At 42.0% G+C, this 15,998-nt stretch carries 10 protein-coding genes; 9 read left to right on the plus strand and 1 reads right to left on the minus strand.

All coding sequences use genetic code 11. From position 1 onward, the window contains the following. Nucleotides 1-203: 203 nt before the first annotated feature. The 3 genes from I2432_RS04355 to I2432_RS04365 all read left to right on the plus strand — a co-directional run bounded on the left by I2432_RS04355 (nucleotide 204) and on the right by I2432_RS04365 (nucleotide 3,467). Complete coding sequence (locus I2432_RS04355; RefSeq protein WP_206159007.1) at nucleotides 204-1,280, plus strand: ABC transporter permease; 1,077 nt, start codon at nucleotides 204-206, stop codon at nucleotides 1,278-1,280. A 9-nt stretch (nucleotides 1,281-1,289) separates the two neighbouring features. After that, the gene (locus tag I2432_RS04360; protein ID WP_206159008.1) at nucleotides 1,290-1,979 is read left to right on the plus strand and encodes an ABC transporter ATP-binding protein; all 690 of its coding nucleotides are present in this window, start codon (nucleotides 1,290-1,292) and stop codon (nucleotides 1,977-1,979) included. A gap of 339 nt (nucleotides 1,980-2,318) precedes the next feature. Then, nucleotides 2,319-3,467 carry an albumin-binding GA domain-containing protein gene (locus I2432_RS04365; RefSeq protein ID WP_206159009.1) on the plus strand — a complete coding sequence of 383 codons (1,149 nt, stop codon included), beginning with the start codon at nucleotides 2,319-2,321 and terminating at the stop codon, nucleotides 3,465-3,467. A gap of 161 nt (nucleotides 3,468-3,628) precedes the next feature. On the opposite strand, the gene I2432_RS04370 is transcribed toward I2432_RS04365, so the two are convergent. After that, entirely contained in the window at nucleotides 3,629-4,204 is a 576-nt protein-coding gene (locus I2432_RS04370) for a TetR/AcrR family transcriptional regulator (protein WP_249093370.1), read from the minus strand. An 86-nt stretch (nucleotides 4,205-4,290) separates the two neighbouring features. Here I2432_RS04370 and I2432_RS04375 point away from each other — a divergent pair, with 86 nt between their 5' ends. The 6 genes from I2432_RS04375 (at nucleotide 4,291) to I2432_RS04400 (ending at nucleotide 15,955) form a co-directional block, all read left to right on the plus strand. Further along, nucleotides 4,291-6,261, plus strand: a complete 1,971-nt coding sequence (locus I2432_RS04375; protein WP_206159011.1) for a Cna B-type domain-containing protein — start codon at nucleotides 4,291-4,293, stop codon at nucleotides 6,259-6,261. Between the two features lie 16 nt (nucleotides 6,262-6,277). Continuing rightward, entirely contained in the window at nucleotides 6,278-7,708 is a 1,431-nt protein-coding gene (locus I2432_RS04380) for an isopeptide-forming domain-containing fimbrial protein (RefSeq protein WP_206159012.1), read from the plus strand. A 79-nt stretch (nucleotides 7,709-7,787) separates the two neighbouring features. Continuing rightward, nucleotides 7,788-8,597 carry a class C sortase gene (locus I2432_RS04385; RefSeq protein WP_115250853.1) on the plus strand — a complete coding sequence of 270 codons (810 nt, stop codon included), beginning with the start codon at nucleotides 7,788-7,790 and terminating at the stop codon, nucleotides 8,595-8,597. Nucleotides 8,598-8,908: 311 nt separating this feature from the next. Beyond that, nucleotides 8,909-10,087 (plus strand): IdeS/Mac family cysteine endopeptidase, encoded by a 1,179-nt coding sequence (locus tag I2432_RS04390; RefSeq protein ID WP_249093389.1) that lies wholly within the window; start codon nucleotides 8,909-8,911, stop codon nucleotides 10,085-10,087. Nucleotides 10,088-10,665: 578 nt separating this feature from the next. After that, nucleotides 10,666-11,766 carry an LPXTG cell wall anchor domain-containing protein gene (locus I2432_RS04395; protein WP_206159013.1) on the plus strand — a complete coding sequence of 367 codons (1,101 nt, stop codon included), beginning with the start codon at nucleotides 10,666-10,668 and terminating at the stop codon, nucleotides 11,764-11,766. 466 nt (nucleotides 11,767-12,232) lie between these two features. Further along, the gene (locus I2432_RS04400) at nucleotides 12,233-15,955 is read left to right on the plus strand and encodes a pullulanase (RefSeq protein WP_206159014.1); all 3,723 of its coding nucleotides are present in this window, start codon (nucleotides 12,233-12,235) and stop codon (nucleotides 15,953-15,955) included. The last annotated feature ends 43 nt before the right edge of the window (nucleotides 15,956-15,998 follow it).

Here is a 15,998-nt window from a genome sequence, read left to right on the forward strand (position 1 = left end):
GCTAATCTAAAAAGGCTTAGCTGCAACTGCTCTGTTGCGGCCAAGCTTTTTTTGATGCCTAGACTGTCCTTATCCTATGCTAGTTGCAGCAAGGGTTTAGAGATGATTTTGTTTAAATTATCAGTCAAAAATAATTTTTCTAATCAAATTCCTAGCTTTATCTGATCTCCTCTGCTATACTGTGCAATAAGTAAGGAGATTATATGTTTTTAGCCCTAAATGAAATAAAACAAGCTAAGCTCAGATATGGCTTGATTATGGGTCTGCTCTGTTTAGTAGCCTATTTGATGTTCTTTTTATCTGGCTTAGCCTTTGGATTAATGCAAGAAAATCGCTCGGCAGTTGATAGCTGGCAGGCAGATACAGTTCTTTTGTCAAAGGACGCTGACGCCAATCTCAGCCTGTCCTCTTTAAAGACCAGTCAGCTTAAGGAGATCAAGGCTGATGAGGTCACACCTCTAGCCCAGCTGAATACAGTTGCTTGGTCAACCCAAGCTCCAACAGAAGAAGACAAAGAAAAAATCAGCTTTTTTGGCATTGAAAGAGAGTCTTTTCTCAAGCCTACAATCGCAAAAGGAAGGCTATTTAAATCAGACAAAGAGGTGGTGATTGATCAAAGCCTTGCTGAGAAAGGAGGCTTTAAGCTTGGAGATCAGCTGCGGGTCTCAGCCTCTAGCCAGGCCTATACCATCGTTGGCTATACCAAGAATGCTAGCTTTAATGTGTCACCTGTTGCTTACCTCAGTCTGACAGCCTTTCAAGGCTTACTGTATGGTCAAGAAGCAGGCGTACAAGAGCCAAGGGTCAATGCCTTTATTGTCAAGGGCAAGCTAGCTGACTATCCCAAGACAGAGCTTCAGCAACTAGCGATTAAAGACTTTATCAATAAACTGCCGGGCTACAGTGCACAGCTCTTGACCTTTGGCTTTATGATTGGGTTTTTAGTGTTAATCTCAGCCATTATCATTGGTATTTTTATGTATGTGTTGACCATTCAAAAGGCGCCAATCTTTGGTATCATGAAAGCACAAGGCATTGCTAATCGTACCATTGCAAATGCTGTGCTATCGCAAACCTTTGTCCTAAGCCTTTTGGGCAGCAGTCTTGGCCTACTAGGCACCTGGCTAAGCTCGCTTGTCTTACCAGCAACAGTTCCCTTTCAAAGCAATTGGTACCTATATGCGCTTATCTTAGCTGCTATGGTAATCTTTGCAGTATTAGGCACCTTCTTTTCAGTCTTTACGATTGTCAGGATTGACCCTCTAGAGGCTATCGGTTAGGAGAAGAACATGACAGTATTAGCATTTAAACAGGTCACAAAGTCCTTTAAGGACGGTGATCAGACCATTGAAGCCCTAAAAAAGACGGATTTTTCCATTGAAGCAGGCGAATTTGTAGCCCTCATAGGTCCCTCAGGCTCAGGCAAATCAACCTTTCTGACCATTGCAGGTGGTCTGCAAACACCAAGTTCAGGACAATTTTTAGTCAATGGCAAGGATTACACCAACCTATCTGAAAAGGAACGATCAAGGCTACGCTTTAAGGATATTGGCTTTATCCTGCAGACTTCTAATTTGATTCCATTTTTAACCGTCAAGCAGCAGCTAGAATTGGTTGATAAATTGACCAAGAACAAGCAAAAAGCAAAGCGTCAGCAGCTCTTTGAGGACTTAGGAATCGCTAAGCTGGCTAATAAGTTGCCCCAAGATTTATCCGGTGGCGAGCGCCAGCGCGTTGCGATCGCCAGAGCCCTATACCATGATCCTGTGATCATTTTAGCAGATGAGCCGACTGCCAGCCTGGATACTGAAAAAGCCTTCGAGGTCGTTGAGCTTCTAGCTAAGGAAAGCAAGGAAAAAAATAAGGCAATCATCATGGTGACACATGATAACCGCATGATTGACTATTGTGATAAGGTCTATCGCATGCAGGACGGCCAATTGAGTCAAGACAGTCATCATACCCACCCTCAAAACTAATCAGATAAGAAAGTTCCTGCTGTAAGCGATATAGCAGGATTTTTTAGCTGCTCTAAGTCATCTCAAAAATGCCTTTTATTGGAATTTAATATTTTCTGTATTTTTAATTTATAGGAAAATAAAGAAACCTGCTGATAGCTGATCAAAACACTTGCTATACCTAAGATGACAAGTAATTTGCTAAAGTAATGGTTGACATATAATTGTAAAAAAACAGAAATAAATAAAAACCGGTTTAATATTGATTTAATTGGCAATAACGTTTACAATAGAGGTATAATTATCTGCCGTTGATAATTAGGAGACATCATGTCTAGATAAAAACAAAAGGGGAATAAAATGGCAAAAAAAGAAATGAAGTTTTACCTTCGTAAATCAGCCTTTGGGCTAGCTTCAGTATCAGCAGCCCTCTTGGTTGGTGCGGCAGCTGTTTCAGCAGATTCTGTTGAGTCAGCTGGGCCTGTAGCAGTTGCTGTTACAGATAGTTTAGATATTGAAGCTGCAGCTACAAAGGCAGAGGCAGACCTAGCTACTGCCAAAGCAGACCTAGCAGCAGCAGAAGCAGCAATCACAGCTGCAAAGGCTGAATACGACACAGCTCAAGCAGACCTAGCTACCGCTGATGCTACTATAGCAAGCCTTGAGCAAAAAATGGCTGAGTTAGAAAGCAAAATTCAAGAGACTCAGAAAAAGTTAGACTATGAAAACATGCCATCAGGTGGAGGTTTACATAGTGATGATGAAGATGATACAGTAGCTAGACAGCTTATGTCAGAAAAAGAGGCTCTTAAGGCTGAACTTCAAAAGACTAAAGAAGCGTTAGATACAGCTAAAAGAGCTTATGCTGGTATCGAAGAAAGAAAACAAGTAGCAGCAGCTAAGCTAGATGCAGCTAACAAGGCTTTTGCTGGAGTTGAAGAAAAGCATGCTCAAGCAATGGCTGCATTTGCAGAAGCATTCGCAGCATACAAGGAAGCTGTTAAGGCTGAATTGAAGGCAGCAGGTGCTAGCGACTTCTACACCAAGAAGATTGACTCTGCAAACACTGTTGCTGGTGTTAACACACTCAGAGAGATGATCTTAGACTCAATTGCTAAGCCAGAGATTGAACCTGAGGTTAAACCTGAGCCTAAGCCAGAACCAAAACCTGAGCCTAAGCCAGAACCAAAACCTGAGCCTAAGCCAGAACCAAAACCTGAGCCTAAGCCAGAGCCAAAACCTGAGCCTAAGCCAGAGCCAAAACCAGAACCTAAGCCTGAGCCTAAGCCAGAACCAAAACCAGAACCTAAGCCAAAACCTCAACCTAAACCAGCTCCAGCTCCAAAACCTGAAGCTAAGAAGGAAGAGAAGAAAGCAGCGCCTAAGCAAGACACCAACAAATTGCCATCAACAGGTGAAGCTACAAATCCATTCTTCACCGCGGCAGCTCTTGCAGTTATGGCAGGTGCAGGCGTGGCTGCAGTGTCAACAAGACGCAAAGAAAACTAAGCCTTATCCCCCAGTGGTAAAGCTTGAGCGAGAACAATTTGTTCTCGCTTTTTTAGTGTCTTAAAAGCACCTATGCTTGCTATAGGTGCTTGAAAAGATCTGTTTAACGATTGCTATCAGCTGTAGAGAATAAAAAGGAGAGACTAAGCCTTGCTCACAAACTACTTAGACCGAAGGAGCTTTAGGACCTCTATGATTTGCTGAGGGGATTCCTTACAGCCGCAACTGATCCACTTAATGATGATAACCTCAATAGAAGCAATATATAGCTCAAAAACATATTTTTGAGTGATTTCAGGATAATCTTGCGATTCTGCACAATCCATGAGATTGGAATAAGAAATAATATCCCTAATATAATGATTAAAAATTTTATAAATGTTAGGGTAATGCAGGATTAAGCTTTGCATGACCTCCTGATTGTCAGAGAGGTAGTTTAGGATTTTTAAAGTAACATCTGTATCAAGTGATGGGGATTGGTAAATAATAGAGGTGATATCATCTAGGTAAACCCCGATCATTTCTCTATCTAAGTCCTTCTTAGAGTTGAAATAATGGTAAAAGGTTGTTCGACTAATATTAGAAGCCTTGCTAATATCTGATACAGTAATGCTGTCTTTATCCTTGTATTGTAGTAATCGACAGTAGTTTTTAATTATTTTTTTACAAGTTTGTTTATTTTTATCCATTGTATCATTAACTCCTAAAAATTGAACATTAATGTTAATTTTGTACATAATATTTTTCGCTAACATTATACAATGATGGACGTGATTTGTAAAATTAAATTTTGCAAATCAATAATATAACAGGAGGATTTTGTTTGAAACAACTGACAAAAATTGTTGGTGTGGTCTTATTGCTGGTCTTTACCCTTAGTGCTAGCCTACACAAGGTTCAGGCAACTAATCTTAGTGACAATATCACATCGTTGACGGTTGCTTCTTCATCACTCCGAGATGGAGAGAGAACGACGGTAAAGGTCGCGTTTGATGACAAAAAACAGAAAATCAAAGCAGGAGACACGATAGAGGTCACTTGGCCCACAAGTGGTAATATCTATATTCAGGGCTTTACCAAAACCATACCACTCATGATTAATAGCATTAATGTGGGTACTCTAGACGTCACACTAGACAAGGCTGTTTTCACATTTAACAAAAACATTGAAACAATGCAAAATGTAACTGGTTGGGGAGAGTTTGAGATTACTGTCAGAAATGTGACACAAACCACCACTGAAACAACAGGGACAACCACTGTAACAGTCGGAAATCACACTGCAACCATCAATGTTACCAAGCCTGAGGCGGGCACTGGCACCAGCTCATTTTATTATAAGACTGGTGATATGCAGCCTAATGACACTGACCATGTGAGATGGTTCTTGTTGATTAATAACAACAAGGAGTGGGTGGCAGATACTGTTACAGTTGAAGACGACATTCAGGGCGGTCAGACCTTGGATATGACTAGCTTTGACATCACCGTATCTGGTTATCGTAATGAGCGTTTTGTTGGGGAAAAGGCGCTGGAGGAATTTCGACAAAAATTTCCATATTCGACTATTACAGCAGATGATAAGACTGGTCATATACATGTCAGCCTAGCTAAAGACGACGCTTCGAAAAACACTGTTAACGTTGCCTACAAAACTAAGATAACAGATTATGACCAAAAAGAATTTGCTAACAACAGTCAAATTTGGTACCAGATTTTGTACAAGGATCAGGTATTGGGTCAAGAGTCAAACCACCAAGTAGCCAATGTCAATGCCAACAGTGGGGTTGATGGCAGTCGCTATACCAGCTTTACTGTCAAGAAAATTTGGAATGACAAGGAAAATCAAGATGGTAAGCGTCCAAAGACTATTACTGTTCAGCTTTACGCCAATGATCAGAAAGTTAATGATAAGACCATTGAATTGAGTGATACTAATAGCTGGCAAGCAAGTTTTGGTAAGCTGGATAAGTATGACAGTCAGAACCAAAAAATTACCTACAGTGTCAAGGAAGTGACGGTTCCTGCTGGCTACCAATCGCAGGTTGAGGGTGATAGTGGAGTAGGCTTTACCATTACCAATACCTATACGCCAGAGGTCATTAGCATTACCGGTCAAAAAACTTGGGACGACAAGGAAAACCAAGACGGTAAACGTCCTAAGGAGATTACGGTTCGTTTATTGGCAAATGACGCTGCAACTGACAAGGTAGCAACTGCTTCAGAGCAAACCGGCTGGAAGTATACATTTACCAATCTACCGAAATACAAAGATGGTAAACAGATCACCTATACAATCCAAGAGGATCCTGTGGCAGATTACACCACAACCATTCAGGGCTTTGATATTACCAATCATCATGAGGTAGCCTTGACCAGCCTAAAGGTCATCAAGGCTTGGAATGATAAGGACGATTACTATCATAAACGTCCCAAGGAGATTACCATCTTGCTAAAGGCAGATGGCAAGGTGATTCGTGAACATCAGATGACACCGGATCAGCAAGGAAAATGGGAATACACCTTTGACCAGTTGCCGGTCTATCAGGCAGGCAAGAAAATCAGCTACAGCATTGAGGAAAAGCAGGTTGCTGGCTATCAAGCCCCTGTCTATGAGGTTGATGAAGGCTTGAAGCAGGTCACTGTAACCAACACCCTTAATCCAAGCTACAAGCTGCCTGACACCGGAGGACAAGGAGTGAAATGGTACCTGTTAATCGGTGGCGGTTTTATCATCGTCGCAATCCTTGTACTGATCAGCCTTTATCAAAAACACAAGCGCCATAACATGTAATAGAGGAGAGAGAGCCATGAAAACAATCAAATTAATCTTGACGAGCTTGCTTGTCACCTTCCTAACAATGCTGTCAGGAAAGGCATTTGCTGATACAGCAAGCTATACCATCACTGTTGAGGGAGCTACAGCAGGTCACACCTATGAGGCTTACCAGATTTTCAAGGGAGACTTGTTTGACAGTACCCTATCAAACATCACATGGGGAAGTGGTGTTACGCAGTTTTCATTTAATAACTCAACTGACGCTGCTAAGATTGCAGAAGGCTTGAAGGAAGCAAATGCAGTTGACTTTGCCAAGGAAGCAGGCAAGCACTTGACGACAGCAGCTGGGCAAGGTGAGCAGACAATCAACGTTAGCGAAGCCGGCTACTACCTCATCAAGGATAAAAATGATTCTCAAACAGGCAAGCATGATGCCTACACCTCATTTGTCTTAAAGGTTGTTAAAAATACCAGCTTCAAACCAAAATCTGCTATCCCAACAGTCCTTAAAAAGGTCAAGGACCGTAACGACAAGACAGGTCTTGAGACAGACTGGCAAGATTCAGCTGACTATGACAAAAATGACAAGGTGCCATTCCAGCTAACTGCAATTCTACCGTCAAATTACGACGTCTTTCAAGAATATTACCTTGAATTTGTAGATACCTTATCAAAAGGGCTAAGCTACAACAAAGACGCCAAGGTCTATGTGGTTAATGGAGATACTCGTCAAGATATTACTAATTCATTTACAGTTAGTGAAGATGGTTCATCTTTTAAAATCAATAACCTAAAGGCTGTTCAGGGAGTAACAGCTACCAGTAAAATCGTTGTCGAATACACCGCTACCCTCAATGACCAAGCGGCCATCGGCAAAAAAGGAAATCCAAATGAAGTTGCTTTGAAATACTCAAACGATCCAAACCATCTTGGAAAAGGAGAGGAGTCTCCAAAAGGGGAAACACCAAAAGACAAGGTTATCGTTTTCACCTATAAAACTATCATCAATAAGGTTGATCAAGATCAAAAAGCCCTAAAAGGTGCAGGCTTTACCCTTTATAAGCTGGTCAAAACTGCTGACAAGGAAGAATACCAAAAGGTTCAAGAAATTAAAGCAGGAGATACAACTAGCTTTGAGTTTGTTGGACTTGACGCTGGTGATTACAAGCTCAGCGAAACAACAACACCTGGCGGTTACAACACTATTGCAGATGTCATGTTCAGCATTGTAGCGCAGCATGAAACCGAGTCAGACGATCCTCAGTTGACTAGTCTAACCGTTGACAAAGCAACTGGCTTCACTGCTGATACAGAAGCTGGTACCGTATCCGCAACTATTGTTAATAAAAAAGGGTCTATCCTCCCTTCGACAGGAAGTATCGGAACAACCATGCTCTATGTGTTTGGAGTAATGCTGATGACAATATCAACGCTGTTTATCTTTCGTCAGAAACAGCAATAAGATCGTGTGAGTAGGTAAAAGAAGTGAGTAGACGTCTTACCAAGACCTATTCACCTCTTTTTTTGATAGAGGCTATAGAATGAAGAAAAGTGTCATTTTTTGGAGTGTGATTTTGATGGTAGGCTGTCTGATTGTCCTTTACCCCACCCTTAGTAACTACTGGAATGCACAGCACCAATCACAGCTTATCGCTGACTATGTCTCAAGCACGCAAGCCTTGAGCCATAAGGATAGTCAGCTCATGCTAGAAGCAGCCAATCAGTACAATCAGCAGCTAAAGGTCGCCCATGACCCTGATTTAACCTTGACCGATAGTGAGACAGAAGCCTATCAGCAGCAGCTGGATATCACAAATACAGGTATCATGGGCTATATAGAGATTCCAAAGGTGCATGAGCGGCTGCCGATTTATCATGGCACCGATGAGGAGATCCTACAGGTGGCTATAGGCCATCTTGCAGGCACCTCTTTGCCTGTGGGTGGCAAGGGGACCCATGCTGTCATCTCAGGACATCGAGGGCTTCCCTCTGCCAAGCTATTTACCAATATTGACAAGCTGAGGGTTAACGACACCTTCACCATCACCAGTCTTAATAGGACTCTGACCTATCAGGTGGATCATATCGCTACCGTTTTGCCTGATGATGTCAGCCTGTTAAGGATAGAGGAGGGAAAGGATCTGGTAACCTTGGTAACCTGTACCCCCTATGGTGTCAACACGCACCGGCTCTTAGTCAGAGGGCATCGTATCAAAACAGCGACACCAACCGCTACAAGAGGATCTCAAAAGCCTAGCAAGCTCAACCTCTGGCTCTTGCTGGTCAGTGCCATAGGGCTATCTCTCATACTGGTAGGCACTTGGCGCTGGCGTAGGAGGTCTAAAGCATGAGCTGCTTAGCTAAGCTTAATCATTACCCCTTGATAGGTTACTGAGGATCTATCAGGGGCTTTTTTAGTGCTAAAGCATGTGAATGTTGTTAAAAATACAGAAATCGTTTTTTTTTCTTAGTTTCCGAAAACGCTTTAAAAGAGCGAGAAATTGAAGCTTTCAAAAGTGACATCTGAGCGTGACATGATAAAATAGACCTATAAAACCTAATAAAATGATAAAAGGAGGAGAAAACAAAATAAATAATTAGAGGTTTATTTAATTAATTGTTTTTGGAAGCGTTTTATATGTTTTATATCAGAAAGGATAGCATGATGAAAAAACAATCATTCACACACTCACGTAAACCTAAATTCGGCATGAGAAAATTATCTATTGGCCTAGCCTCATGTATGCTAGGAATGATGTTCCTAACAACAGGCCATGTTAACGCTGATGATGTTGATTCCGAGGGAGGAACTCTTATGCTTGTTCCTGAACAGCGAGGTAATTGGTACTCCTATAGATCAGATATAGAGGATTTTCAAGCTGATAAGACTAAGGAACATGTTATGTATACCAAATGGTTAGATGGTGTTACTGTTGATGATAGTCAGTTTAAAAAGCTTACAGATAAGGACGGAACAGAATATTGGGCAACACCTTTGTTAAACGGTTTGGGTTATTATGATATCAACAAAGATTTTAATGAAGACAGTGATAAATGTAGTGGTGCTGTAGCAGCTAATATGTTTCACTATTGGTTTGATAGGAATAGAGGCAACATTGATCGTTTCTTGAAACAATTTCCAGAAGAAAATGGCGTTATTAAGATCGCGGGCGAGACTATAAGATTGTCAGAGTTTTTAGAAACTTATCATAGTAATGACAATGGCGATGTTACTTATCGAGATAAAAGTCCATTTTTTGACTACATTAGTAAGAATTTTAGAGGGCCTGTTTGGACAGATAAGTTATTAGATGCTTGGATTAATGGCTATGGTTACAATCACAAATGGGGAAGAAATATTGAAGATGCCTCAAAAAATACTAGCGGTATTAATTTCTTTAAAAAAGTCTTTAACGAAAAGTTGTTGACAGATGTCCATCAAATTTTTAATCATGATACTTTGTCATATTGGTTGCGTGATGGTCTTTATACCGGTAAAGCGATTGGCTTGTCTTATGGACCTGCAGGTTTGCGTCATTCGTTAGGTCATATTATCTCTATCTGGGGAGCTGACTTTGATGAACAGCATCGTGTTGTAGCTATTTATGTAACAGATTCGGATGATAAACAGTTAACTGTAGGAGAGAGTGGACCAAGAATTGGTTTGAAACGATACAGAGTATTTAGTGATGATCAAGGTCGCGCTCGTCTAACAGCTTATGCTAAAGACAATACAGATGGTGAAGCCAAAGATAATGCAGGTGGCGAAGTTAGAGAAGTTTATACTTTAGATATGGGTAGACAAGGCTGGGAAAATTACTTTAATAGTAAACCACAATGATTTACAACAAATATGATTACTCCAGATAAAGCACACAGCAATAGACTCAATCAGTAGTAAAGGGCTGGAAGTGGGAGTGTTTGTCTCTCCAACCTCTATCTCAGCTGATAGTCCTCCTACATAATAATCATGACTACCTATCAAACAGGTGATTTGAACAAGGGTTATAAGCCTCAAATCATCAGCCAGCGTCTTTAGGCGCTGGCTTTCGTGTTAGTGTTATGTGATTTTTAGTTCGTCTCATACTTTACGGAGCGTAATGGGTCAAAGGTCATATAAATCATTAACCTCTTGACAGATTACTGATGACCTATCAAGGCTTTTTAAATGCTAAATTATGTGAATGTTGTTAAAAATAAAGAAATTGTTTTTTTTCTTAGTTTCCGAAAACACTTAAAAAGAGCAAGGATTTGAAGCTTTCAAAAGTGATATCTGAGTATTACATGATAAAATTGAATTATAAAAATTAATAAAGTTATAAAATAAGGAGGAAATAGAAATAAACGATTAGAATTTTACTTAATTTATTGTTTTTAGAAGTGTTTTATGTAAAAAAGGAAAGGACAATAAAGAAAACAATGCTAGCAAACCAAATGAGGTACAAGCATAGACTTAGTAAGCAGAAGCTACCTATCAGCATGGTTTCCTGCTTGCTAGGAGTAGGGGTACTTGCCTCTACGACTTCTGTCTCAGCTGATAATATTCCGACTATTACTATTAAATCGGGAGCAGGTACAACAATTGACCCTCGACTACCGAAAACCCTCCTTTCTAAGCCCGAAGAGAAACCAGAGGAAACACCTAAACTTCCAGATGAAAAAGGTTACGGTAATGATATTAGAGATCTTGAAAAACCTGAGGACTTACCTAAACTTCCAGATGAAAAAGGCTACGGTAATGATATCAGAAAACCTGAGGATACTCCAAAGCCGCCTAATGAAAAGGGGCAAGGTGACGATCTAAAGAAAGAGGAAGATCTTAAAAAGCAACGTAAAGAGCTTACAGAGCAGCTTCGTGGCTTAAAGACTGTTGAGGAAGTTTTAGAGTTCTTGAGAAAGCCAATTCCTGGATTCGTAACAGATGAGGATTGGAACTTCTTGGTATCATTTGTGGAAAAAGGCCCAGAAAATAAAACTTTTGAAGTAGATAAATTAAAATTACTAGAAATTTACTCAACCTCAAAAGGTCACAGAGTTTGGTTGGGTTATCTTATTCTGGAAGAGCCTAAACCAGAACCAATGCCTAAGCCAGAGCCAATGCCTAAACCAGAAGCTAAACCAATGCCAGAGGCTAAGCCAAAACCAGAGGCTAAGCCAAAACCAGAGGCTAAGCCAAAACCAGAGGCTAAGCCAAAACCAGAGGTTAAACCTAAACCAGAGGTTAAACCTAAACCAGAAGCTAAACCAATGCCAGAGGCTAAGCCAAAACCAGAGGCTAAGCCAAAACCAGAGGTTAAACCTAAACCAGAGGTTAAACCTAAACCAGAGGTTAAACCAATGCCTAAGCCAATGCCTAAGCCAGAAGTACAGAAAGGAGATAAACCAGCGGTACCTAAAGCAATGGAACACAAGCTTCCGTCAACAGGAGAAGCAACAGCTCCATTCTTTACAGCAGCAGCCCTTGCCGTATTGGCAAGCCTAGGTGTAGCTGTGGTATCACGCAAACGCAAGAAACATTAAATTTTTATTCCCTCTTTGTAATGATTGATGTTAGCCTAATTATCACATACATTACAGTAAAAGCAGCTTACTCCCAGCCGGAGCTAAGCTGTTTTTTGCTTATAGGGATCAAAAGGTTATAAGTTGACGTTTTTTTTAAAATAGGTTTGTTTTGCAGGAGCGAAACAACAAACCATCAGTTCATGATAGATGACACCTCAAGCGTTAGACACCAGATCTAATGCTTGGGGTGTTTGTTATTAAGCTCATTCATCTGTTACTAAGGCTCTTTAGGTTACTTTTCTGCTTTGCAGTGGGCTGGTCTTAGTGAGGGGAGCAGGTATTTATCAGTAAGGAAATCGCTTGCACTGTTTCTTGTCTGATTTTCTTATAAATAACATTATTTGCAATAAAGAAAACGATTGCACTATTATGGTTTCTTTTGTATACTTAAGGTGTTAATAACTATCAGGATAAGGACGGAGGAATGATGAAAAGATTAAGGGAAAATCAAGCGCTGTTTGAAGAGCGTCAATTATTTGGCATTCGTAAGCTTAAGCTTGGAGTGGCTTCGGTAGCTATTGCAACCGCTTTTTCTTTGGGGACAGCTAGCGGGCATACTACAGTAGCTGCTGAGAGTCTGACGAGTATTGAGCCTATTGATGGTGCGGTCATGGTCAAGTCAGGGGCTGCCGACCAAGAGCAAGGCTTAAAGGAACTGCCAGAAGCTACTGACATTACTGATGCTACTGGAACTTCTGATGTGACTAAGGTGTCAGCTGTTGTCAATGCTGATACTGTCAAGGAAGTTCAGCCAGTAGCTGTACCTCTTGTAGAGGATCAGGCGCATGAGGAAACTACAGACCAGTCTCAGCCTTCATCATCGATAGTGCCTGTTACGACAGACAGCTCTCTAGAGGCACCAGAAGCTACAAGCTCAGAGGAGCCGATAGCAGAGCAGACCCTGCGGCTGCATTTCAAGACCCTGCCAGCTCAAGACCTATCCTCGCTTGGTCTTTGGGTGTGGGACGATGTTGAGACACCATCTGATCAGCTGGGAGGCTGGCCGACTGGGGCTACCAATTTTAGTTTAGCTAAGACAGATGACTATGGCTATTACATGGACGTTAAGCTTTCAGCCAATCAAGCCAATAAGGTTAGCTTTTTGATCAATAACACTAAGGGAGACAATCTGACGGGCGATCGGACCATAGACTTGCTCAGCCCTAAGATGAATGAGGTCTGGATTGATGGTCAGGAGCTGTCTTATTACCCGCCGCTGGCTCAGGGCTATATCCGTATCAACTATTATCGAAGTGATGGCGATTATGATCAAAAGGCGCTCTGGCTTTGGGGAAGTGCTGATGCTTCAATGACCAGTCAGCAGGGAACTTGGCCAGATGGTATTGATTTTAAGCAGGTTGGTCGATATGGTGCTTATATAGACGTCAAGCTAGCTGACTTTAATGAGCTGGGCTTTCTCCTGCTAGATGAGCGTCAGACGGGTGACGCTGTTAAAATTCAACCCAAAGATTATATCTTTAAACATTTAAAGACGCACACGCAAATTTTCTTGAAAGACGAGGATCCAACCATTTACACGAACCCTTATTTTGTTAATCATGTCAGACTGATCGGCGCTAAACAGGTCAGCCCAAGCAGTATTGAGGTGAGCTTTACGACCCTAGCAGATGTGGATAAGGAAAGCCTTTTAAAAGAGCTTAAGGTTAGCACTGACAGTAAGGAAGCAGTTGCTATTACTGATATCACCTTAGATGAAAAGACTCATAAGGCTGTCATCACAGGTGATTTTAGTCAAGCAATGGCCACTTATACGGTGACCTTTCATCATGAGAGCTTCCAGGCTAGGCCAAATTGGCAATACAAGGATAGCCTGTATGCTTATGACGGTGAGCTAGGAGCGCGTGTGAGAGAAGCAGGTGCTAAGGTTGATCTGACGATTTGGTCACCAAGTGCTGATAAGGTGTCACTTGTTTTGTATGATAAGGCTGATCAGACCAAGGTGATTGGTAACATTGCTCTAGCAAAGGGTGACAAGGGAGAGTGGTCAATCACTCTATCAGCTGATAGTGGCTTTGGGATTTCAGATTATAGAGGCTATTTCTATCATTATGAGATTACTAGAGATGGCAAGTCTGTTCTTGTGTTGGATCCTTATGCTAAATCGCTAGCGGCATGGAACAGCGAGCTTGCTAAGACAGATCCGTCCTATAAGGTGGCTAAGGCGGCCATTGTTGATCCTGCTGCTATTGGAAATCAAGAGCTGGCCTTTGCTGATATTAAGGGCTTTCACAAGCGTGAGGACGCGATTATCTATGAGGCACATGTGCGTGATTTTACCTCGGATCAGGCTATTGCTGGTGAGCTAAAGGCTCAATTTGGAACCTTTGCTGCCTTTGTTGAAAGGCTGGATTATCTCAAGGAGCTTGGTATTACCCATATTCAGTTGCTGCCTGTGATGAGCTATTATTTTGTCAACGAATTGGCCAACAAGGAGCGTATGCTGACCTACAGCTCAAGTAATAATAATTACAACTGGGGCTATGATCCACAAAGCTATTTTGCCTTGACTGGTATGTATTCGACAGATCCGGCTGATCCAGCTAAGCGCATTGAGGAATTTAAACAACTTGTTAATGAAATCCATAAGCGTGGTATGGGGGTTATCCTTGATGTGGTCTACAATCATACAGCTAATGTTGATATTTTTGAGGATCTAGAGCCGAATTATTACCACTTTATGAATGCTGATGGCACTGCTAGGACCTCATTTGGCGGTGGACGACTTGGGACAACGCATTACATGAGTCGTCGTGTCTTGGTGGATTCGATTAAGTATCTAGTTGATGAGTATAAGGTTGATGGTTTTCGCTTTGACATGATGGGGGACCATGATGCAGCAGCTATTGAAGCAGCCTACCTGGCAGCTAAGGAGCTCAATCCGAATATCATCATGCTTGGTGAGGGCTGGGTCACCTATCAGGGTGATGAGCACATGCCTGAGCAGCCTGCGGACCAAAGCTGGATGTCACAGACAGATACCGTTGCCTCCTTCTCAGATGATTTTCGCAATCAGCTTAAGTCAGGCTTTCCAAATGAAGGCTCTCCTGCCTTTATTACAGGTGGTGCTAGGGATATCATGACCATTTTTCATAATATCAAGGCTCAGCCGACTAACTTTTTGGCTGATGATCCGGGTGATGTGATTCAGTATATCGCTGCACATGATAACCTGACCTTGTTTGATATTATCGCCCAGTCTATTAAAAAGGATCCGTCTGTTGCAGCAAATGCGGCAGAAATTCATCGTCGCTTGCGTCTGGGGAACCTCTTGGTGCTAACCTCTCAAGGCACCCCTTTCCTACATGCTGGTCAGGAATATGGTCGTACAAAGCAATTCAAAGACGAAGCCTATAAGGGCAAGGTTTCTGATGACAAGGTTCCTAATAAATCACACCTCTTGGTCAATGAGGACGGAACACCGTTTGAATACCCATACTTTATCCATGATTCCTATGATTCAACTGATGCCATTAATCATTTTGACTGGGCAAAGGCAACGGATACAGAGCGCTACCCTGAAAGTACGAGAAGTCAGGCCTTTACTAAGGGATTGATTGCGCTGCGCCGTTCGACAGATGCCTTTCGCTTAGTAAGTAAGGCTGAGATAGACCAGAAGGTCAAGCTGATCACTGTTCCAAATGAGCATGGGATCAAGGCACAGGATTTGGTGATTGCTTATCAGACAACTGCTAGCAATGGTGATGTTTATGCTGTCTTTGTCAATGCTGATAGCTATGACCGTACCATTAGGCTAACTGGTGAGTTTCAGGCTCTTCTTGCTGGTGAGGTCATCGTTGATGCTAAGCAAGCAGGTACTGAGGCTTTGATAAGTCCTGAGGGGGTTGTCCTAACCAAGGACGGGGTCAAGCTATCAGGCCTAACAGCTACCATTATCCGTCTTAGGGCGTCTCAGTCTGATAAGGAGACTTTAGGGGCAAAGACTGATCAAGCAGCCCCTCATCAGGAGAAACTAGCAGTTGCTCAGACTGGTGGAGAGGGCTCTCAGGGCTCAGCTAAGGCTCTCCCTAAAACAGGCACTAGTCAGCTAGATGCCTTACTGGCTCTTGCTGGCAGTGGTATTCTGGCAGGGCTTGGTGGATTTGTCTCCAAATCCAAAAGACGGTAAGTCTTAGCCTGTTTAGCTATGTCGCTATGGATTAACCATCTAG

Source organism: Streptococcus equi subsp. zooepidemicus (assembly GCF_015689395.1).
In the GTDB taxonomy this organism is placed as follows: Bacteria; Bacillota; Bacilli; order Lactobacillales; family Streptococcaceae; genus Streptococcus; species Streptococcus equi.

What these genes read in the sequence shown, in the direction of transcription:
- I2432_RS04395 (WP_206159013.1), top strand. Translation starts at nt 10,666, where the DNA reads ATGCTAGCAAACCAAATGAGGTACAAGCATAGACTTAGTAAGCAGAAG.
- I2432_RS04360 (WP_206159008.1), top strand. Translation starts at nt 1,290, where the DNA reads ATGACAGTATTAGCATTTAAACAGGTCACAAAGTCCTTTAAGGACGGT.
- I2432_RS04365 (WP_206159009.1), top strand. Translation starts at nt 2,319, where the DNA reads ATGGCAAAAAAAGAAATGAAGTTTTACCTTCGTAAATCAGCCTTTGGG.
- I2432_RS04390 (WP_249093389.1), top strand. Translation starts at nt 8,909, where the DNA reads ATGATGAAAAAACAATCATTCACACACTCACGTAAACCTAAATTCGGC.
- I2432_RS04380 (WP_206159012.1), top strand. Translation starts at nt 6,278, where the DNA reads ATGAAAACAATCAAATTAATCTTGACGAGCTTGCTTGTCACCTTCCTA.
- I2432_RS04385 (WP_115250853.1), top strand. Translation starts at nt 7,788, where the DNA reads ATGAAGAAAAGTGTCATTTTTTGGAGTGTGATTTTGATGGTAGGCTGT.
- I2432_RS04370 (WP_249093370.1), bottom strand. Translation starts at nt 4,204, where the DNA reads ATGTACAAAATTAACATTAATGTTCAATTTTTAGGAGTTAATGATACA.
- I2432_RS04355 (WP_206159007.1), top strand. Translation starts at nt 204, where the DNA reads ATGTTTTTAGCCCTAAATGAAATAAAACAAGCTAAGCTCAGATATGGC.
- I2432_RS04400 (WP_206159014.1), top strand. Translation starts at nt 12,233, where the DNA reads ATGATGAAAAGATTAAGGGAAAATCAAGCGCTGTTTGAAGAGCGTCAA.